The 20,603-nt window shown below is 60.2% G+C and carries 15 protein-coding genes; 11 read left to right on the top strand and 4 right to left on the bottom strand.

The window, feature by feature from the left end:
• Positions 1 to 35 precede the first annotated feature (35 nt).
• A complete protein-coding gene (locus tag ACN0WV_RS11885; protein WP_417605980.1) occupies positions 36 to 1,484 on the bottom strand; it encodes an MFS transporter in 1,449 nt (482 codons plus the stop codon).
• Positions 1,485 to 1,637: 153 nt separating this feature from the next.
• Positions 1,638 to 2,651, bottom strand: coding sequence for a GlxA family transcriptional regulator (locus ACN0WV_RS11890; protein WP_417605982.1), 1,014 nt, complete (start codon positions 2,649 to 2,651; stop codon positions 1,638 to 1,640).
• Between the two features lie 103 nt (positions 2,652 to 2,754).
• On the opposite strand from ACN0WV_RS11890, the gene ACN0WV_RS11895 reads away from it, so the two are divergent.
• From ACN0WV_RS11895 to ACN0WV_RS11945, 11 genes are all read left to right on the top strand, one after another.
• Positions 2,755 to 4,008: a sarcosine oxidase subunit beta family protein gene (locus ACN0WV_RS11895; protein ID WP_417605984.1), complete on the top strand. Its 1,254-nt coding sequence runs from the start codon at positions 2,755 to 2,757 to the stop codon at positions 4,006 to 4,008.
• A gap of 11 nt (positions 4,009 to 4,019) precedes the next feature.
• Positions 4,020 to 4,319: a sarcosine oxidase subunit delta gene (locus tag ACN0WV_RS11900; RefSeq protein ID WP_417605986.1), complete on the top strand. Its 300-nt coding sequence runs from the start codon at positions 4,020 to 4,022 to the stop codon at positions 4,317 to 4,319.
• Positions 4,316 to 7,318 (top strand): sarcosine oxidase subunit alpha, encoded by a 3,003-nt coding sequence (locus tag ACN0WV_RS11905; RefSeq protein WP_417605987.1) that lies wholly within the window; start codon positions 4,316 to 4,318, stop codon positions 7,316 to 7,318. The genes ACN0WV_RS11900 and ACN0WV_RS11905 overlap by 4 nt, the downstream gene beginning before the upstream one ends.
• Before the next feature lie 13 nt (positions 7,319 to 7,331).
• Positions 7,332 to 7,862 (top strand): sarcosine oxidase subunit gamma, encoded by a 531-nt coding sequence (locus ACN0WV_RS11910; RefSeq protein WP_417605989.1) that lies wholly within the window; start codon positions 7,332 to 7,334, stop codon positions 7,860 to 7,862.
• Positions 7,863 to 7,940: 78 nt separating this feature from the next.
• Entirely contained in the window at positions 7,941 to 9,215 is a 1,275-nt protein-coding gene (glyA, locus tag ACN0WV_RS11915) for a serine hydroxymethyltransferase (RefSeq protein ID WP_417605991.1), read from the top strand.
• Between the two features lie 598 nt (positions 9,216 to 9,813).
• Positions 9,814 to 11,571: an NAD(P)H-dependent oxidoreductase subunit E gene (locus tag ACN0WV_RS11920; protein ID WP_417605993.1), complete on the top strand. Its 1,758-nt coding sequence runs from the start codon at positions 9,814 to 9,816 to the stop codon at positions 11,569 to 11,571.
• On the top strand, positions 11,568 to 14,348 hold the full coding sequence (gene fdhF / locus ACN0WV_RS11925) for a formate dehydrogenase subunit alpha (RefSeq protein ID WP_417605995.1): 2,781 nt from the start codon (positions 11,568 to 11,570) through the stop codon (positions 14,346 to 14,348). Before ACN0WV_RS11920 ends, fdhF begins: the two co-directional genes overlap by 4 nt.
• Before the next feature lie 51 nt (positions 14,349 to 14,399).
• Complete coding sequence (locus tag ACN0WV_RS11930) at positions 14,400 to 16,076, top strand: formate--tetrahydrofolate ligase (RefSeq protein WP_417605997.1); 1,677 nt, start codon at positions 14,400 to 14,402, stop codon at positions 16,074 to 16,076.
• 117 nt (positions 16,077 to 16,193) lie between these two features.
• Complete coding sequence (gene folD, locus ACN0WV_RS11935; RefSeq protein ID WP_417605999.1) at positions 16,194 to 17,084, top strand: bifunctional methylenetetrahydrofolate dehydrogenase/methenyltetrahydrofolate cyclohydrolase FolD; 891 nt, start codon at positions 16,194 to 16,196, stop codon at positions 17,082 to 17,084.
• Positions 17,081 to 17,974 carry a bifunctional 5,10-methylenetetrahydrofolate dehydrogenase/5,10-methenyltetrahydrofolate cyclohydrolase gene (locus ACN0WV_RS11940; protein ID WP_084353728.1) on the top strand — a complete coding sequence of 298 codons (894 nt, stop codon included), beginning with the start codon at positions 17,081 to 17,083 and terminating at the stop codon, positions 17,972 to 17,974. Before folD ends, ACN0WV_RS11940 begins: the two co-directional genes overlap by 4 nt.
• 49 nt (positions 17,975 to 18,023) lie before the next feature.
• The gene (locus tag ACN0WV_RS11945) at positions 18,024 to 18,452 is read left to right on the top strand and encodes a group II truncated hemoglobin (protein WP_084353729.1); all 429 of its coding nucleotides are present in this window, start codon (positions 18,024 to 18,026) and stop codon (positions 18,450 to 18,452) included.
• Between the two features lie 255 nt (positions 18,453 to 18,707).
• Here ACN0WV_RS11945 and ACN0WV_RS11950 read toward each other — a convergent pair whose 3' ends face one another.
• Together ACN0WV_RS11950 and ACN0WV_RS11955 are read right to left on the bottom strand one after the other, a co-directional pair.
• The gene (locus ACN0WV_RS11950) at positions 18,708 to 19,685 is read right to left on the bottom strand and encodes an HpcH/HpaI aldolase/citrate lyase family protein (protein ID WP_417606002.1); all 978 of its coding nucleotides are present in this window, start codon (positions 19,683 to 19,685) and stop codon (positions 18,708 to 18,710) included.
• A gap of 98 nt (positions 19,686 to 19,783) precedes the next feature.
• On the bottom strand, positions 19,784 to 20,440 hold the full coding sequence (locus ACN0WV_RS11955) for a response regulator transcription factor (RefSeq protein ID WP_417606004.1): 657 nt from the start codon (positions 20,438 to 20,440) through the stop codon (positions 19,784 to 19,786).
• Positions 20,441 to 20,603: the final 163 nt, after the last annotated feature.

Genomic DNA, 20,603 nt, shown 5'->3' on the forward strand with positions numbered 1-20,603 from the left:
TGTCGCGCTTGCTCAAGCTGTTTGCGAAGTCAGCCCTATGTGCGCAAGTCTCTGGCAGCAACCAGCAGAGACGCCAACACCATGAGTGAGATCAATCCGAATCCGACTGTGACTGCCACGGCCCATGACGTCATCGCGAGGGTCGCGAAGGTCGCCGCGGTGATAAGGGCAAAGCCGATGGCGGTGCCGATGCGTTGACCGGTTTGCATGATGGCACCCGAACTGCCCGCATAATCCAGCGGCACCTCTTCCAATGTCAGCGTCTGGTTGGGGCTGATGACGAGCCCCTGCGCCACGCCGACCGCACAGAGCGACGCCATAAGCCACCAGACGTCCAGATGACCCGCCTCATGCAGTATGACGACAATCATGCTGAGGGCCAAACCGATCAGGGTCAGGCACAGGCCGAAAACAATCATCTTGTGCCCGTAGCGTGCTACCCTGCTTCCGGCCCAGTGGGCTGTGTACGCTCCTAGAAGTGCTGCGGGTGCGCCGAAAAAGCCGGCTTCAAGCGCCGTTCTGCCATCGCCCTCTTGTACATAAAGCGCCACCAGCACCCAAATGCCGGGCAAGCCCATGAAGTAGAATGACATGATCGAAATACCCCTAGTATAGCTGTGGAGTTTGAATATCTCGAGATCAACCATCGGGCTGTGACCAAGGCGGACATAGCGCCTTTCCCAAGCCAGCCAGAGCCAGAGCAGAAGCAGTCCGGCGGGCAGCAAGGACCAAAGGGCAGGGGTGTCGCGCGCTTCGACAAAGGGAAACAGGATCGCCAGCACGGCCAGCCCCAAAAGAACCGCACCAACAGGATCAAGCGAACGCAGTCCGGTGCCCACACCGGGAAGGCGTCGGATCAGAGGGCGCGGGAACCACATCAGCCCGAAGATTATCGCGACGACGCCAATCGGTACATTGACCAGAAACGTCAGTCGCCAGCCGATGTCAGGCCCGCCCAGTTCGATCAGCAGCCCGCCCAATACCGGGCCGATAGCAACGGAAAATCCGATCGCCGTGCCCAGATAGCCGAAGGCGCGGCCCCGTTCCTCGCCGCGGAAATAGTGCTGGATCATGCCAAGCCCCTGGGGGTTGACCAACCCCGACCCGATCCCTTGCACGAACCGCGCGACATTGAGCCATGTCGCATCGGGCGCCATCCCGGCAGCAATCGATGAAATGGTGAAAATCGCCACGCCGATCAGAAACAATCCGCCACGGCCCATGATGTCGCCTGCGCGTCCTGCTGCGACCAGCACCACACCGAAGGTCAGCGCATAGCCCGACAGCACCCATTGCAGATCGGATTGAGACGCCCCTATTCCATGCCCGATGGCCGGCAGTGCGACGTTGACAATGCTCACGCTGATGAGCGTCATGAAGATTGTGACCAGAAGCACGAACAGAACGCGCCAGCGGACCGGGTCGGGCGCGAAGTCGCCTTGGGGTGCCGCGGAATTTGTCCCGTTCGTGTCCAGCTTATCCATCTTGACGACTTTCTGTGGAGGAAGGTGCAGAAGGTCAGCCCTATCAGGATGTGCCGTCAATCTGAAGCAGGTGTTTGTCGTGGGGCAAGTGCGCGACTGGCTTGGCGCGCAAAGCGACCGTAAATGTACCAAGCTGCGACAGATCCGGTCTGTTCACGCCTGTGCGACGATGTGCAGTTCTTGCTGGGCGCGCCAGACTTCGGGTGTGGTCTTGTAGGTGGTTTTGAAAACGCGAATGAAATGGGACACATCCGAGAACCCTGTTTCCTGCGCAATCTGGGTGACGGAACGTTGGGTCCGCTGCAAAAGCCGTTCGGCATGTGCCAGACGTATCCTTTTGCCCGCCTCGAACGGCGTGATCTTGAGGGCGGAATGAAAGTGTCTTTCCAATGTGCGCGGGCTGATTTTCAAGCGTGCCGCCAGGGTCGAAACGGTGGGGGGCGACTCCAGCGACTGTTGCAACAGCAGCAAGGTGCGCCGCACCACCGGGTCGCTTGTTGTAAGATCAAGGGGCAGGCCCGGTTGCGGACGATCTGCTTCCATGGCTTCGTCAATCATCATGATCGACAGGCTTTTACGTGCCGCACTACGGCTGATGTGACGCTCGACCAGATAGGCGGCCAGATGCGCGGAGCTTGTCCCGCCCGAGCATGTCAGCCGATCGCGGTCGACGACAAAAATCTGGTCGGAGACCGGCACCAACCCGTCAAACTGTTCCAGAAAGTCATTGTGATGGAACCAGCTGACGCAGCAGCGGTATCCCTCCAACAGGCCCGCACCATGAAGAACGAACGATCCGGTGCAGACCCCGACCAGCGGGATACGCGCGCCGGCGGCGCGGTGCAGGAAGGCCGAATAGGCTGGTTCAAGCTGCTCCAGCTCTCCCATAAGGCCACCGATGACCACGATATAGTCAAAGCGCGTCGGATCACCCAGACGTTCGTCAGGCTGCACGCTGACCCCGCTTGATGATTTGACGGGATTCATGTCGGCGGAGAGCACGCGCCAGTTGCACAGGATCGGGCGGGAACGATCGCCCTCGTCTGACGCCAGCCGCAGAACATCAACAAAATTGGCAAAGGCGCAGATCGTGAACCGCCGCGTCAGGATAAAGCCCACGCGCAGGCGGGCACGCTCTGTTCGGGCTGTGGATTCGGGTTTTGTCATGGCGATATATTAACGCAAGGGTGACGGAATTATACAGTCTTGTATCGGGCGAGTGTGCAAATCTTCAAAAGGTTCAAATTTGTCCGCTCGGAAAGACTGCACCATGACCCATTTCTCTGCGATGTCGCTTCTCAAGAATGCAATATCGGGCCACAAGAACTGGCCCGAGCAATGGCCCGACAAGCAGCCCAAAGATGAGTATGACGTGATCATCGTTGGTGCGGGCGGGCACGGTCTGGGTGCAGCTTACTATCTGGCCAAGGAGCACGGCATCACCAATGTCGCGGTGATCGAGAAGGGCTGGCTGGGCGGTGGCAATACGGGCCGGAACACGACGATCATCCGGTCGAACTACCTCTATGACGAAAGCGCGCGGCTGTTCGATCATGCGCTTGATCTGTGGGAGAACCTGAGCACCGAGCTGAACTACAACGTCATGTATTCCAAGCGCGGCGTGATGATGCTGGCGCATAACGTGCATGACGTACAGTCCTTTCAGCGGCATATCCACGCCAACCGCCTGAATGGTGTCGATAACCGCTGGCTGACACCGAAAGAGGCAAAGGCCTTCTGTCCGCCGCTGAACATCTCGCCCGATGCGCGCTATCCCGTGATGGGTGCCGCATTGCAGCAGCGCGCTGGCACCGCGCGCCATGATGCCGTGGCCTGGGGCTATGCCCGTGCGGCGGCCAAACGCGGCGTTGATATTATCCAGAACTGCCCGGTGATCTCTATCCGGCGCGGGGCGGATGGTGCCGTCGAAGGCGTCGAGACCGGGAGGGGTTTTATCAAGGCCAAGAAGGTCGCGGTGTCCGCCGCCGGTCACACCAGCGTCGTGATGGACAGCGCAGGCGTGCGTATGCCACTGGAAAGCTATCCGCTTCAGGCGCTGGTATCCGAGCCGATCAAGCCGGTTTTTCCCTGCGTCGTGATGTCGAACACCGTGCATGCCTATATCAGCCAGTCCGACAAGGGCGAATTGGTCATCGGGTCGGGCACCGACCAATATACCAGCTATTCGCAGCGCGGCGGCCTGCCACTGATCGAACATACCGTGGCGGCCATCTGCGAGGTGTTCCCGATCTTCAACCGCATGCGGATGCTGCGCAAATGGGGCGGCATCGTCGATGTGACGCCGGACCGGTCGGCCATTTTGGGCAAGACGCCGGTCAGGGGGCTTTACGTCAATTGCGGCTGGGGAACGGGTGGTTTCAAGGCGACGCCGGGGGCCGCGCATACGCTGGCCTGGACCGTGGCCAAGGACGAACCGCATCCGATCAACGCACCTTTCACGCTCGAACGCTTCACCACCGGCCGTCTGATTGACGAAGCCGCCGCCGCCGCCGTGGCGCATTAAGGGAGACCAATATGCTTTTGATACAATGCCCCTATTGCGACGACGCGCTGCCCGAACTGGAATTTGCCTATGCGGGCGAGGCGCATATCGACCGTCCGAAAGACCCCTCGGCGCTGAGCGACGAGGAATGGCGCGACTTCCTGTTCATCCGCAGCAACGTCAAGGGCGTCCATGCCGAACGCTGGCGGCATATCAACGGATGCGGGCGGTTCTTCAACGCGCTGCGCGACACGGTCAGCGACCGTTTCGTGACCACCTACAAGGCAGGCGAACCACGCCCCGACACGCCCGGCAAGGAGCCCGCACAATGACCGATTTTCGTGTAGAAGGCCGGGGCCGCGTCAACCGCGCCAAGCCGGTGAGCTTTACCTTTGACGGCGAGACCTATCGGGGCTTTGAAGGCGATACCGTCGCCTCTGCCCTGCTGGCCAATGGCGTGCATCTCATGGGGCGCAGCTTCAAGTATCACCGCCCGCGCGGCGTGGTCACGGCAGGCTCTGACGAGCCGAATGCGCTGGTCGGCACGACACGGGGCAAGGGCCGGTTCGAGCCGAACACCCGCGCCACCATCCAGGAAATCTATCCCGGCCTGACGACCGAGAGCCAGAACAAGTGGCCCAGCCTCAAATTCGATCTGGGGGCAATCAACGACCGCCTCTACATGCTGTTTTCGGCGGGCTTCTACTACAAGACCTTCATGTGGCCGCGCAGTTTCTGGGACAGCGTGTACGAGCCGCTGATCCGCAAGGCCGCCGGACTGGGCAAGGCCCCGACCGAGGTGGACCCGGATCACTATGCCAGCCGCTATCTGCATTGCGATGTGCTGGTCATCGGCTCCGGTCCGTCGGGTATTGCCGCGGCGCTGACCGCCGGGCGGGTCGGTTCCAAAGTGGTGCTGGTGGACGAGACCGCCGAAATGGGCGGCACGCTCTTGTCCGAACCTTCGGTGTCGATTGACGGTCAGCCCGCGTGGGACTGGCTGGCGGGCGCGATGGCAGAGCTTGACGCCATGCCCAATGTCCGCCGCATGACGCGCACCACGGCGACGGGCTATTACCATCAGAACATGATCGGCATGGTGCAAAAACTGACCGATCACATGGGCGATGTGCCCGAAGGTGCCCCGCGCGAACGCATGTGGCGGGTGCGCGCCAAAGAGGTGGTGCTGGCCCAGGGGGCCATTGAACGGCCGATGGTGTTCGACGGCAATGATTGTCCCGGCGTGATGCTGGCGGGCGCGGCGCAGACCTTCCTCAACCGTTTTGGGGTGCTGGTGGGCAAGCAGCCCGTGGTGCTGACAAGCCATGACAGCGCGTGGTACAGCGCCTTCGACATGGCGGACGCCGGCGCAAAGGTCGTGGCGATTGTCGATACCCGCGAGTCCGTGCCGCACGCCTTGCAGGACGAAGCCCGTGCGCGCGGCATCCCGATCCATCTGGGCCATACCGCCACGGCCACCAAGGGGCGTCTTCGGGTCGCAGCGCTGCGGATCAATCCGGTTCACAACGTCAAGGTCGGCGCTGAAAAGATGCTGTCCTGCGACGCGGTTCTGGTCTGCGGTGGCTGGACGCCGTCGCTGCATCTGTTCTCGCATACCAAGGGATCTTTGGACTGGGACGCAGAGGCCAAGGCCTATCTGCCCGGCCACAAGACCGAAGACGTGCATATCGCAGGCGCGGGACGCGGACTTTGGGGCATTGCCGCCGCACTTGAGGACGGCACCAAGGCGGGCGCGGATGCCGTCCGGTCGCTGGGTGGCTCTGCCGGTGCGGCGACGTTCGAGGTTGCCGATGACCGCACAGGGTCCGGGATCACGCAGAAGGAACTGCCCACCGACCGCAGCCCCGGCAAAGCCAAGGCCTTTGTCGATTTCCAGAACGATGTGACCGCCAAGGACATCCGGCTGGCCGTGCGCGAGGGCATGAAATCTATCGAGCATGTCAAGCGCTACACCACCAACGGCATGGCAACCGACCAAGGCAAGCTTTCCAATATGAACGGTTTGACCATTGCCGCCGATGCGCTGGGGAAAGAGGCACCCCAGGTTGGTCTGACGACCTTCCGCCCGCCCTATACGCCGACCACATTCGGGGCCTTTGCGGGCTATCACAAGGGCGCGCATTTCGAGGTCACGCGCAAGACGCCGATCGACGACTGGGCCGAGGAAATCGGCGCAGAGTATGAACCGGTCGCGCTGTGGCGTCGGGCCTGGTACTTCCCGCAGGCGGGTGAGGACATGCACAAGGCCGTCGCGCGCGAGTGCAAGGCCACACGCGAAAGCGTGGGCATGTTCGACGCGTCCACCCTGGGCAAGATCGAAGTGTCCGGCCCCGATGCGACCGAGTTCATGAATCGCATGTACACCAACCCCTGGACCAAGCTGGGGGTGGGGCGCGCGCGCTATGGCCTGCTTCTGGGCGAAGACGGGTTCATCCGCGACGATGGCGTGATTGGCCGGATGCGCGATGATCTGTTCCATGTCACCACCACGACCGGCGGTGCCGCGCGGGTGTTGAACATGATGGAGGATTACCTTCAGACCGAATGGCCCGATCTCAGGGTCTGGCTGACCTCGACCACCGAGGAATGGGCCACCATTGCCCTGAACGGCCCCAACGCGCGCAAGCTGTTGCAACGTTTCGTCGAAGGCGCGGACATTTCCGCCGATGCCATGCCGCATATGTCGGTGGTGGAATGCACGGTCGCGGGCTTTCCCTCGCGGCTGTTCCGGATCAGCTTTACCGGCGAGCTGGGGTTCGAGATCAACGTCCCCGCACGCCATGGCAGGGCGCTTTGGGAAAAGCTGTGGGACGCCGGTCAGCAATATGACATCTGCCCCTATGGCACCGAAACCATGCATGTCCTGCGGGCCGAGAAAGGCTTCATCATCGTCGGTCAGGACACGGATGGCACCGTGACGCCCGAAGATGCCGGGATCGGCTGGGCCATCGGCAAAAAGAAGCTCGACTTTGTCGGCAAACGCTCGCTTGACCGGCCCGACATCGTGGCGAAGGGGCGCAAGCAGCTGGTGGGCCTTCTGACGGACGATCCCAAGACCGTGCTGACCGAAGGCGCGCAGATCGTGGCCGATCCGAACCAGCCCAAGCCGATGAAGATGATCGGGCATGTGACCTCGTCCTACTGGTCAGAGGTGCTGGGCCGTTCTATCGCGATGGCGCTGGTCGAAGGTGGTTTCGACCGCATGGACGACACGTTGCACATCCCCACGGAAACGGGTGGCACGGTTACGGCCAAGGTGACCGGAACGCAGTTTTATGATCCCGCAGGCGAACGCCTGAAGGTCGAATAAGGAGGACGATCCGATGAATGCTCCTGTGACATCCTTTGACGCGGTATCCGTCGCGGTTCTGCCGCCGGTGGCGCGGTTCAACCTGCGCATCGCGCCCGCCGATCTGGCGGTTGCCTCCAGGATATTTGGCCTGACCCTTCCGGCAAAGATCGGGGAGGGCGCGCGGAATGGCGATCGCGCGGCCTATTGCATCGGCCCGGACGAATGGCTGCTGCATGCGGTTGAGGCCGATCAAAGCGCCATCATGTCCGGTTTCGATACCGCCCGCGCCGAAACCCCGCACAGTATAACGGTGCTGTCCGACCGGGAAATCATCATCGGGATCACCGGACCGGCGGCGATTGACCTGCTATCGACCTGCTGCCCGCTGGACCTGTCGCGCATGGCCGTGGGGCACGCGAAACGCACGGTCTTTGACTATGCACAGGTGGTGCTGATCCGTGACGGTGACGACGCGTTCCGCCTTGAAGTCTGGCGGTCCTTCTTCCCGCATGTGCACGGCCTGCTTGAAATCGGCGTGCGCGAATTGGCTATCGGTCTTTAACGCCCGACCTCAACCGTACAATTGACGCGCCCTGACAAAGGGCGCGACCCCTTCCTTATGTCTGAAAGGACCCTTCACATGCTCGATTCCGCTAAAACCACCTGCATCACCGACACTGCCATTGCTGATGCCGTCAGCCATGAACTTGACCGCCAGCAGAACCAGATCGAGTTGATTGCATCGGAAAATATCGTAAGTGTCGATGTGTTGAAGGCGCAAGGATCGGTGCTGACGAACAAATATGCCGAAGGCTATCCGGGCAAGCGCTACTATGGCGGCTGTGAACATGTCGATACGGTCGAGCAGATCGCCATTGACCGCGCGCGAGAGCTGTTCGGCGCGGGCTTTGCCAACGTGCAACCGCATTCCGGCGCACAGGCCAACCAAGCGGTGTTTTTGGCGCTGCTTCAACCGGGCGACCGCATCATGGGGCTCGACCTAGCGCATGGCGGGCACCTGACGCATGGCTCGCCCGTCACCATGTCGGGCAAATGGTTCGATGTGGTCAGCTATGAGGTGTCCAGGGACGATCACCTGATAGACATGGCCAATGTGCGCAACACCGCGTTGGAGACAAAGCCCAAACTGATCGTGGCAGGCGCTTCTGCCTATCCGCGCCATATGGACTTTGCTGCGTTCCGCGAGATCGCGGACGAGGTCGGCGCCTATCTTATGGTCGACATGGCGCATTACGCAGGGCTGATCGCGGCGGGCGAATATCCCGATCCGTTGCCGCACGCCCATGTCGTGACCACCACCACCCACAAGACCCTGCGCGGCCCGCGCGGTGGCATGATCCTCACCAATGACGAGGCGCTGGCCAAAAAGTTCAGCTCTGCCGTTTTCCCCGGCAATCAGGGCGGCCCGCTGATGCATGTCATTGCGGCCAAGGCCGTGGCCTTCGGCGAAGCGCTCGACCCGTCGTTCAAGCAATACGCCAGGGACGTGATCGCCAATGCGCGCGCGCTGTCCGAGGTTCTGGTTGCGGGTGGTCTGGGCGTCGTGTCCGGCGGCACCGATTGCCACATGGTTCTGGTCGATCTGCGCCCCAAGGGTGTGACCGGCAAGGCGGCAGAAATTGCACTGGAGCGGGCAGGGCTGACCTGCAACAAGAACGCCATCCCCTTCGATCCTGAAAAGCCGTTTGTCACCTCCGGCGTGCGTCTTGGCACCTCCGCAGGCACCACGCGTGGCTTTGGTGAAGGGGAGTTCCGCAAGGTCGGCGAGTTGATCCTGAAGATGATCGACGCACTTGCAGACAACCCCGAAGGCGATGCGGAGGTCGAGGCGGCTGTGCTGGATGACGTTCGTGCGTTGTGTGCCGCGCATCCGATCTACGCCAACGACGCGTAACCCGAAATTTCTGTCCGTCTTCGCCACTTTCAAGCCCGGTGTCGGCCGTCATCGTTGCACACGGTGACGGCTGCGGCGCGGCCGGTCCCCGGCGACGCGGGCCATTCTGTTCTAGCATGAGAAGAGTGATGTGATCTGGGGGCCGGGTGACAACATGGCTGTCAGCAATTGCCACAGTCATTGACCTGACGACTCTGGGGCGACACCTGCCGCGCCGGTGTCGGCTGTGATTGGTCTGCCTTTTCCTCGATCTTTCCGCAACGGCTTGATATTGCGATGAGCGTGACAAACGACGCAGCCGACACTTTTACCCTTCGAGCGGGTTGATAGCGGTTTTTTGGAGCGTCGTGGTCACGGAACGCTCTGCAAATGGTTTGCCTCGAAAAATTGCGTTCTAATTTTATTGGTTCTGGCTCGCGGTTTGTGAAGCTGCCACCTAACCTTATGTATCTATAATAACTTTTCGGATAGTCGGATATGACGATTTTATGAATAAATCCTCGTTATGGCTGCCCAGACTCGCAGAATGTGAAGCCAAAACATGTTGACCTAAAGGAAAATTAGTTAAACAATGGGAATAACAGGGAGACTTGCACCGATGGCTTTGGATCAGCAAAAAGGCGTTTGGAAATCAGGCAAGGGCAAAGGGCGGCATACGCCCAAGGGACGTCAGTTGCAGGATCAGGCCTGGGACGAGGTCCGTAGCCTTTTGGGCGCTGCGCCGCGCCGCCGTGACCTGTTGATCGAGTATCTCCACCTGATTCAGGACGAATACGGACATCTGTCCGCCGCACATCTTCGCGCTCTGGCCGAGGAATTGCGTGTGAGCATGGCAGAGGTCTACGAAGTCGCGACCTTCTACGCGCATTTCGACGTGGTCAAGGAAGGCGAGACACCGCCGCCCGCACTGACCATTCGCGTGTGCGATTCGCTGTCATGCGAGCTGGCCGGCGCGCAGCAATTGAAGGCGGCGCTGGAGGACGGGTTGGACAGCAGCGAAGTTCGCGTTTTGCGGGCACCCTGCATGGGGCGCTGCGATACGGCCCCGGTGCTGGAACTGGGTCACAACCATATCGACCACGCGACTCCTGAAAAGGTGCGCCAAGCTATCGAGGCGCAGGACATCCACGCACATCTGCCCGATTACGAAGAATTCGACGCTTATGTCAGCGATGGTGGCTACGAGTCGCTGAAATCCCTGCGCAAGAACGGCAACTGGGAAAAGGTTCAGGCCACCATCAAGGAATCCGGGCTGCGTGGTCTGGGCGGGGCCGGTTTTCCATCCGGTACCAAATGGGGTTTCGTACGCGGCAATGCCGGTCCGCGCTATCTGGCCGTCAATGGCGATGAGGGCGAGCCGGGCACGTTCAAGGACCGCTACTATCTTGAGCGCACGCCGCATCTGTTCCTCGAAGGCATGTTGATTGCCGCCTGGGCGGTCGAGGCCGACACCTGCTTTATCTACATGCGTGATGAATATCCTGCCGTGCTGGAAATTCTGGCGCGCGAAATCGCGGCGCTGGAACAGGCGGGCATCGTGAAGCCTGGCTTTATCGAGCTGCGGCGCGGTGCCGGTGCCTATATCTGTGGTGAAGAATCCGCGATGATCGAAAGCATCGAGGGCAAGCGCGGCATGCCCCGTCATCGTCCGCCCTATGTGGCGGCGGTCGGCGTCTTCGGGCGACCCACGCTGGTGCATAACGTCGAGACTCTGCTGTGGATCGCGCGGGTCTGCCGTGAAGGGCCGGAATGCCTGAACACGACAGAAAAGAACGGGCGCACGGGGCTGCGCAGCTATTCGGTATCGGGTCGGGTGGCCAAGCCGGGCGTTTACCTTTTGCCAGCAGGTTCCACCATTCTGGACATCATCGAAGCCTGCGGCGGCATGGCGGATGGTCATGTCTTCAAAGCCTACCAGCCGGGCGGCCCTTCCTCCGGCCTGCTGCCTGCCTCGCTTGATGACGTGCCGCTCGACTTTGATACGTTGCAGCCGCATGGAAGCTTCATCGGCTCTGCTGCTGTTGTCGTGCTGTCAGAGACGGACAGTGCAAAGGCGGCGGCCCTGAACATGCTGCGCTTCTTCGAGGATGAAAGCTGTGGCCAATGCACGCCGTGCCGGGTGGGTTGCGAAAAGGCGGTCAAACTGATGCAGGCCGACACCTGGGATCAGGGCTTGCTTGAGGAATTGAGCACCGCGATGGTCGATGCGTCGATCTGCGGGCTGGGGCAGGCCGCACCCAACCCGATCCGGTTGGTGATGAAACATTTCGCGGATGAAGTCAGCGCCGGCCCGGCCAATAATGCCGAAAGCAATGCCTCTGACCGAGGGCTTGAAAGCAAGGAGCGACCGCAATGAGCGACACAGTCACATTCACCCTCGATGGTGAGACCGTAGAAGCAAAGGCGGGTCTGACAATCTGGGAAGTGGCCAATGGCCGCGGCCTGGTAATTCCGAATCTGTGCCACAAGCCCGCGCCGGGATACCGGCCGGACGGCAACTGCCGCGCCTGCATGGTCGAGATCGAAGGCGAACGCGTACTGGCCGCCTCGTGCATCCGTGAGCCGGCCGAGGGAATGGTCGTTACCACCAACAACGCGCGCGCCACCAATGCCCGCAAGATGGTGGTCGAGATGCTGCTGGCCGATCAGCCTGAACAAGACGTCGCCCACGACAAATCCAGCCATTTCTGGGACATGGCGGAAATGCAGGGCGTCAGCGAAAGCCGCTTTCCCAAATTGGAGGAAGGCCGCATTCCGCTGCTCGACGACAGCCATGTTGCGATGTCGGTCAATCTGGACGCCTGCATTCAATGCGGGCTGTGCGTCCGGGCGTGCCGTGAAGTTCAGGTCAATGACGTGATCGGTATGTCCGGTCGCGGGCATGATGCCTATCCGACATTCGATCTGGCCGACCCGATGGGCGACAGTACCTGTGTGGCCTGCGGCGAATGTGTGCAGGCCTGCCCGACAGGGGCTTTGATGCCCGCCACGGTGGTGGACGAGGCGCAGGTCGGCGACAGTGCCGATTTCGACAAAGAGGTTGAATCCGTCTGCCCGTTCTGCGGTGTGGGCTGTCAGGTCAGCCTCAAGGTCAAGGATGGCCGCGTCAAATATGTGGACGGGATCAATGGTCCTGCAAACGAAGGACGGCTTTGCGTCAAGGGGCGGTTCGGTTTCGACTATATCCACCACCCCCACCGCCTGACCAAACCGATGATCCGCCGCGAGAACGCGCCGCCCAAGGGGCTGAACGTCGATCCGGGCGATCTGTCCACCCATTTCCGCGAAGCCAGCTGGGACGAGGCGCTCGACTTCGCGGCCGGTGGCATGGCGCGGATCGCGCAGGCGCATGGCGGCAAGGCTGTCGCGGGCTTCGGCTCTGCCAAATGCACCAACGAAGAAGCTTATCTGTTTCAGAAGCTGATCCGCGAAGGGTTCAAGCATAACAACGTCGACCACTGCACGCGCCTGTGCCACGCGTCCTCGGTAACCGCTCTGATCGAAAACGTCGGGTCCGGTGCTGTCACGGCGACCTTCAACGAGATCGAAAATGCCGATGTGGCGATCATCATCGGGGCCAACCCGGTGGAAAACCACCCCGTCGCCGCCACGTTCTTCAAGCAGTTCACCAAGCGCGGTGGCAAGCTGATCGTCATGGACCCGCGCGGAGTCGGTTTGCGCCGTTTCGCCAGCCATATGTTGCAGTTCCGCCCCGGCGCGGACGTGTCGATGCTGAACGCGATCATGCATGTGATCGTCGAGGAAAAGCTTTACGATCAGCAGTATATCGACGCCTATACCGAAAACTGGGAAGCCGAGAAGGCCCATCTGAAGGATTTCAGCCCGGAAAAGATGGCCGAGATCTGCGGCATCGAGGCAGATGTGCTGCGCGACGTGGCACGGACCTTCGCCGGGGCCAAATCCGCGATGATCTTCTGGGGCATGGGCGTTTCCCAGCACATTCACGGCACAGACAATTCGCGCTGCCTGATTTCACTGGCGCTGATGACGGGTCAGATTGGACGGCCGGGCACCGGACTTCACCCATTGCGCGGGCAGAACAACGTGCAGGGCGCGTCCGATGCGGGTCTGGTTCCGATGTTCTTGCCGGACTACCAGTCCGTCACGGATGACAATGTCCGCAAAGCGTTCACGGACGTTTGGGGCAGCGAGGACTTCAGCAATGAGAAGGGTCTGACCGTCACCGAGATCGTCGATGACATTCATGCCGGCAACACCCGGTCGATGTATATTCTGGGCGAGAACCCGGCGATGTCGGACCCGGATGTGGATCACGCCCGCGAGGCGTTTGCCAAGCTGGAGCATCTGGTGGTTCAGGACATCTTCCTGACCGAGACGGCGAACTATGCCGATGTCCTTCTGCCCGCCTCGACCCTGTATGAGAAATCCGGCACGGTCAGCAACACCAACCGGCAGGTGCAGATGGTGCGTCAGGCCGTGCCACCGCCGGGCGACGCGAAAGAGGACTGGTGGATTGAGGTTGAACTCGCCAAGCGTCTTGGCCTGGGCTGGACCTATACTGATCCCGGTCAGGTGTTCGAAGAGATGGCAGTGAATATGCGCTCTCTTGACAACATCACATGGGAACGCCTGAAAACCGAGGCGGTGACCTACCCGTCGCTGTCACCTGAAGATCCCGGTCAGCCCGTTGTGTTCGGGGATGGATTCCCGCGCCCTGATGGTCGTGCGAAGTTCACGCCCGCCAGCGTGATCGCGCCTGACGAGGTGCCCGACGCCGAGTATCCGATGATCCTGACCACGGGTCGTCAGCTTGAGCACTGGCATACCGGATCAATGACGCGCCGCGCCAAGGTGCTCGATTCGGTCGAGCCAGAGGCCAACGCGTCGCTGCATCCAAAAACCTTGCGCAAGATGGGCGTGGAGCCGGGCGGGATGATCAACCTGACGACCAGGCGGGGTACGATTACGATCATGGCCCGAGCAGATCGCGCCATCTCGGAGGATATGGTGTTTCTGCCGTTTGCCTATGTCGAGGCCGCGGCCAATATTCTCACCAACCCGGCGATCGACCCTTATGGCAAGATTCCGGAATTCAAGTTCGCCGCCGTCCGGGTGGAAAAGGCGCCGGACAGCGCATTGGTTGCCGAATGATCGGCAATCCAACAGACCACAGCACTCAATCCTGACAGGGAGCACGACCAAATGGCCTTCAAGACCGACATCCAAATCGCCCGCGAAGCGAAGAAACGACCCATCCAGGAGATCGGCGAGAAATTGGGCATCGGCAGCGACGATCTGCTGCCCTACGGCCACGACAAGGCGAAGGTCAGCCAGACCTTCATCGACGGGGTGCAGAAGAATAGCAATGGCAAGCTGATCCTTGTCACCGCGATCAACCCGACACCTGCCGGTGAAGGCAAGACGACAACAACCGTGGGTCTGGGCGACGGTCTGAACCGGATCGGCAAGAAAGCGGCCGTTTGTATCCGCGAAGCCTCGCTTGGACCGAACTTCGGCATGAAGGGTGGCGCTGCGGGTGGCGGCTATGCACAGATCGTTCCGATGGAAGAAATGAACCTGCATTTCACGGGCGATTTCCACGCGATCACCTCTGCCCATTCGTTGCTGTCGGCGATGATCGACAACCACATCTACTGGGGCAACGAGCTTGAGATCGACACGCGCCGCGTCGTTTGGCGCCGCATCGTCGACATGAACGACCGCGCGCTGCGCCAGATCACTGCCAGCCTGGGCGGCGTGGCCAACGGCTTCCCGCGCGAAACCGGGTTCGACATTACCGTCGCGTCCGAGGTCATGGCGATCTTGTGTCTCGCCCGGAATCTGGAAGACCTGCAAAAACGACTTGGCGATATGATCGTGGCCTATCGCCGCGACAAGACTCCGGTCTTTGCCCGCGACATCAAGGCCGACGGCGCGATGACCGTTCTGCTGAAGGACGCGATGCAGCCCAACCTGGTGCAGACGCTGGAAAACAACCCGGCCTTTGTGCATGGCGGACCTTTCGCCAATATCGCGCATGGCTGTAATTCGGTCATCGCCACAACCACCGCTCTGAAGCTTGCGGATTACGTCGTGACCGAAGCCGGTTTCGGTGCTGATCTGGGTGCCGAGAAGTTCATGAATATCAAATGCCGCAAGGCCGGTCTGGCACCGTCCTGTGTGGTGCTGGTCGCCACGGTGCGGGCGATGAAGATGAACGGTGGCGTTGCCAAGGCTGATCTGGGTGCCGAGAACGTGGACGCGGTCAAGAAGGGCTGCGCGAACCTGGGCCGCCATATCGAGAACGTGAAATCCTTTGGTGTGCCGGTGGTCGTTGCGATCAACCATTTCGTGACGGATACCGATGCCGAGGTTGATGCGGTCAAGGAATATGTCAAGGGGCAGGGGTCCGAGGCGATCCTGTCGCGGCATTGGGAGTTGGGGTCCGAAGGGTCTGCCGATCTGGCGACGCGTGTGGCCGAAATCGCCGATGGTGAAAGCGCCAATTTCTCGCCGATCTATCCCGACGAAATGCCACTGATGCAGAAGATCGAAACCGTGGCCAAGCGGATCTACCGCGCCGATGAGGTACTGGCGGATCAGAAGGTTCGCAATCAGCTCAAGGAATGGGAAGCGCAGGGATATGGCAATCTGCCAATCTGCATGGCCAAGACCCAATACAGCTTTACCACCGATCCCGATCGTCGCGGCGCGCCTACCGGGTTCAGCGTGCCGGTCCGCGAGGTTCGTCTGAGTGCGGGCGCGGGTTTCGTGGTGGTGATCTGCGGTGAGATCATGACCATGCCCGGCCTGCCGCGCGTGCCTTCGGCGGAGAATATTCGGCTCAACGCAGACGGCGACGTCGAAGGGTTGTTTTGACTTGACGGGCGGGACGTCGCGCGGCTGCGCCGACGCCCCGCCCACCCTCCCATCTGCCGCCTGGTCCTGACTTTTGGTGGTGGATATTCCGGCCCAGACAAACAAGAAGGTAATCCGATGACAGCGACAATCATCGACGGCAAGGCATTCGCGGCACGCGTGCGCGAACAGGTGGCTGAGCATGTGAAGCGATTGAAGACAGACCATGGCGTCAAGCCGGGTCTGGCGGTTGTGCTTGTCGGCGAAGATCCGGCATCGCAGGTCTATGTCCGTTCAAAGGGCAAGATGACGGTCGAGGTCGGCATGAATTCGGTCGAGCACAAGCTGGATGCCGATACGTCAGAAGCCGATCTGCTGTCACTGATCGACCAGTTGAACAATGATCCCGAGATTCACGGCATTCTGGTGCAACTGCCTTTGCCGAAACATCTGGACGAAGATCTGGTGATCAATTCGGTCGCGCCGGAAAAGGATGTCGACGGGTTTCACATTTCCAACGTGGGACTGTTGGGCACCGGGCAGAAAAGCATGGTGCCCTGCACGCCGCTGGGCTGTCTCATGATGCTGCGAGACCACCATGGCAGCCTGTCGGGAATGGACGCGGTTGTCATTGGACGGTCCAATATCGTGGGCAAGCCGATGGCGCAATTGTTGCTGGGAGACAGCTGCACCGTGACCATCGCGCATAGCCGCACGAAGGATCTTGCCGACGTGGTGCGCCGCGCCGATATCGTCGTTGCCGCCGTGGGGCGGCCCGAGATGGTGCCGGGCGACTGGATCAAGCCAGGCGCGACCGTGATTGATGTCGGCATCAACCGTATCGAGCGTGACGGCAAGAACAAGCTGGTCGGCGATGCCGATTTCGACAGCTGTGCCGCCGTGGCAGGCGCGATCACGCCAGTGCCGGGTGGTGTCGGCCCGATGACCATTGCCTGTTTGCTGGCGAACACCGTGACGGCCTGTTGCCGGGCGAATGGGCTTGCTGAACCTGAGGGACTCACGGCGTGAAGGATGCGCCACAAGACCATCGGCTGATCGACGGCAAGGCCGTCATGGCGCGTATTCTGGATGACGTATCCGCCTATTTCGCGGGTGCCGATATCGGCCAGAAGGGGGCTCGGCTGGTTTCCGTCAGTATCGGCGACAGCCCCGAAGTCGCGGTCTATGTGCGCAATCAGGCGCTGGCCGCGCAAAAGGCCGGCCTGCGTTTCTATCAAGAGCTCTGGAGCGATGAGGTCAGCCAGGAAGAGTGCAAGCAACTGATCGTCGAGATGAACGACGATCCCAGCATTGTTGGCATCATTCTGCAACGTCCTGTTCCGGATCATATCAATGTCCGCTCGTTGCAGTCGGCTATTCATCCGTTGAAGGATGTGGAGGGTATGAACCCCGCCTCCATCGGAAATATCGTCTATTCAGACATGGCGCTGGCACCCTGTACGGCGGCGGCGGCGGTTGAACTGATCAGGGAAACCGGATTGGAGCTCAAGGGGCTCGAAGTTGTCATGGTCGGCCATTCGGAGATCGTCGGCAAGCCGGCGGCTTTGCTTTTGATGGCGGAGGGTGCGACCGTCACCGTCTGTCATCACATGACCAGGGCGCTTGCGATGCATTCGCGGCGCGCGGATGTCCTGGTGGTTGCGGTGGGGAAACCGCATCTGATCGGGGCTGATATGGTCAAGCCGGGCGCGGTCGTGATCGATATTGGTATCAACCAGATCACCGACGCATCCGGTAAAACCCAGATCGTCGGAGATGTTGATACGGCTGCCGTCAAGGAGGTCGCCGGTTGGGTGACGCCTGTGCCGGGCGGGGTGGGGCCGGTGACGGTGGCCATTCTGATGCGCAACGCGATGATCGCGCACCAGCGTCAGAAGGAGGTTGGCTGGATCTGCTGAGGCTGACTGCATCTTGGCGGGTCTCTTTTTGAGAGGAAGGAGGACGAACATGAAGCAGAGCATGCTGGAACAGATCGGCGGCGAAGACGCGCTGCGCAAGCTGGTGAATGATTTTTACGACCTCATCGAGACGATGCCCGAAGGTGCCGAGATCAAGAAGATGCATGACCGGGGCCATGGGTTGGCGCATGTCCGGCTGGAACAGTTCAACTTCATGTCCGGTTTTCTGGGTGGTCGGCGCTATTACGAAGAGAAATTCGGCCATATGGACGTGAAATTGATGCATGAACATGTGCCGATTTCAGAAGCGGAAGCCGAAAACTGGTTGACCTGTATGGATAAGGCACTCGAAGCCAACGGGCTTGCCGGACCTGAAGTCGAACGATTGCGCGGCGTGCTCCGGCGTGTGGCGATGCTTCTGGTCAACGATTTGGGTGCCTGGGGTGTCCCAGCGACCGAGGGACCGCAGAAAACCTGATAATCTTCTTTGACGCTTTCTGAGTGATCGCATTGTAAGCGCGTCTGTCGGGTCAGACGCGCCTTTTTTGCATTCAGCCGACGAAGCACTGCAAGAGCGATTTTATCGAGCGTCGAATGGAAAATGGCACCCGTCGGCCGGGAGGGGTGTGCCGACGGGTGCGCCCGATACTGTCATGCTACTGCAAGGCAGCAGCGGCGACATTCACGGGATGGGTAGACGGCTGACGCGCCAGAATGCGCGTCAGCCATAATGCTAGCCGGCGCTGATCTGCTTGGCCTTCTCCACCAGGACTTCGGCTTGGCGGATGGAGGCATAGTCGATCAGACGGCCATCAAGCGATACAGCACCTTTGCCTGCCGCTTCGGCTTCGGCCATCGCCTTGAGGATACGTTCGGCCCGATCCACCTCGTCTTTGGAAGGGCTCATCACCTCGTTTGCAAGGGCGATCTGGCTGGGATGGATGGCCCATTTCCCCTCGCAGCCGATGACGGCAGCACGGTAGGCGGCTGCCTTGAACCCATCGGGATCGGAAAAATCGCCGAACGGGCCGTCCAGTGGGCGCAGACCGTTGGCGCGGGCAGCGACAACCATGCGTGAAATGGCGTAATGCCACATATCGCCCCAATGGGTTTGGCGATTTCCGTCACCGTCCGGATCCGTCAGCACGGAATAATGTTCGTTCACGCCACCGATAACCGTCGTGCGGGCGCGGGTGCTTGCGGCGTAATCCGCGACGCCGAAATGCAGGCTTTCGTTGCGTTTGGATGCGGCGGCGATCGCGTATACGTTTTGCATGCCAAGGGCTGTTTCGATGATGTGCTCGAAGCCGATGCGCTTTTTCAGACCTGTGGCATCCTCGATTTGAGTCACCAACATGTCCACCGCGTAGACATCTGCGGCAGTGCCAACTTTGGGTATCATGATCAGGTCCAGACGTTCCCCGGCCTGTTCAACGATGTCGACAACGTCGCGATACATGTAGTGCGTATCCAGCCCGTTGATTCGAATCGACATGGATTTTCGTCCCCAGTCGATTTCATTCAACGCCTTGATGATGTTCTTTCGGGCTTGCAATTTTTCGTCGGGAGCGACGGCATCTTCGAGATCCAGAAAGATCACGTCGGCGTCGGAATCAGCTGCTTTTTCAAACATTTGCGGCTGACTTCCGGGAACGGCCAACTCGCTTCTGTTCAGGCGTCCGGGGGCCTGTTCGATTGGATGGAAACTCATGTTCTATGCTCCTTGGCGGTCATTGCTCTGGCAGCCCCTATGCAAGTAGGAAGAATAGTTTCCTGTCAAGAAAATAATTCCGAGCCTGTCAAACTGGGTCATTCTTTTGCTTGCTGACGCGAGGCACGTTCTCCGGGCAAGCGGCTGCTGTAGTAGAAAGCGATCGCTTGCGCCCGGTTCCTGACCGAGAGTTTTTCGAACAGGTTCGAGAGATGGAATTTCACGGTGTTTATCGAAATATCCAATTCCTTCGAAAGCTCGCGATTGGTCAGACCTTTCGACAGCGCCTCAAGCATGATCCGTTCCCGCCGCGACAGGGAATGGATCGGATCCTTCTGAAGGTCGCGCACATCGAGAAACGGAAAGACCATCTGGCCCGCCGCGACCGCGATGCAGGTGTCAAGCAACCCCTCGACAGGGCCGTTCCGCGCGACAAAACCGGCCGCACCTGCCGCCATCGCCCCGCGATGCGCATCGCTGTTCTCATCCGCATAGACGACAAGCCGCGGTGCTTTTTCGTGCTCGCGCAGCACTTCCAGCAGCCTGGCACCGCCCAGCACGGGCAGATTCCAGTCGATGACACCGACCTGTACCGGCACGCGCATGACCGTCCCAAGAAAGCCCTCTGCGGTGGCGGAGGTCGCAATCAAAGAGAATCGCTTGTCGCGTTCGAAATAGGCGGACATCGCCGACAGAACGAGCGGATTGCTGTCGGCCAACATGATGCTGATCGGTGGTGCGATTTCCTTAACCATATCAAATCATAGCCTTTATCTGAATAAACCATACCTCTGGGTAGGGGTAAAATCTGTATACCGTAGCATTCTTGCCTGAAAGAATAGGAAAATTACCACCCATTTAGATACCCAAAAGCAGTAATGACGGATGTTGTGTGGTTTGTCGAGTAGGTGTTTCCTG

It is taken from the genome of Primorskyibacter flagellatus (assembly GCF_048268605.1).
GTDB classification, from domain to species: Bacteria; Pseudomonadota; Alphaproteobacteria; order Rhodobacterales; family Rhodobacteraceae; genus Primorskyibacter; species Primorskyibacter flagellatus.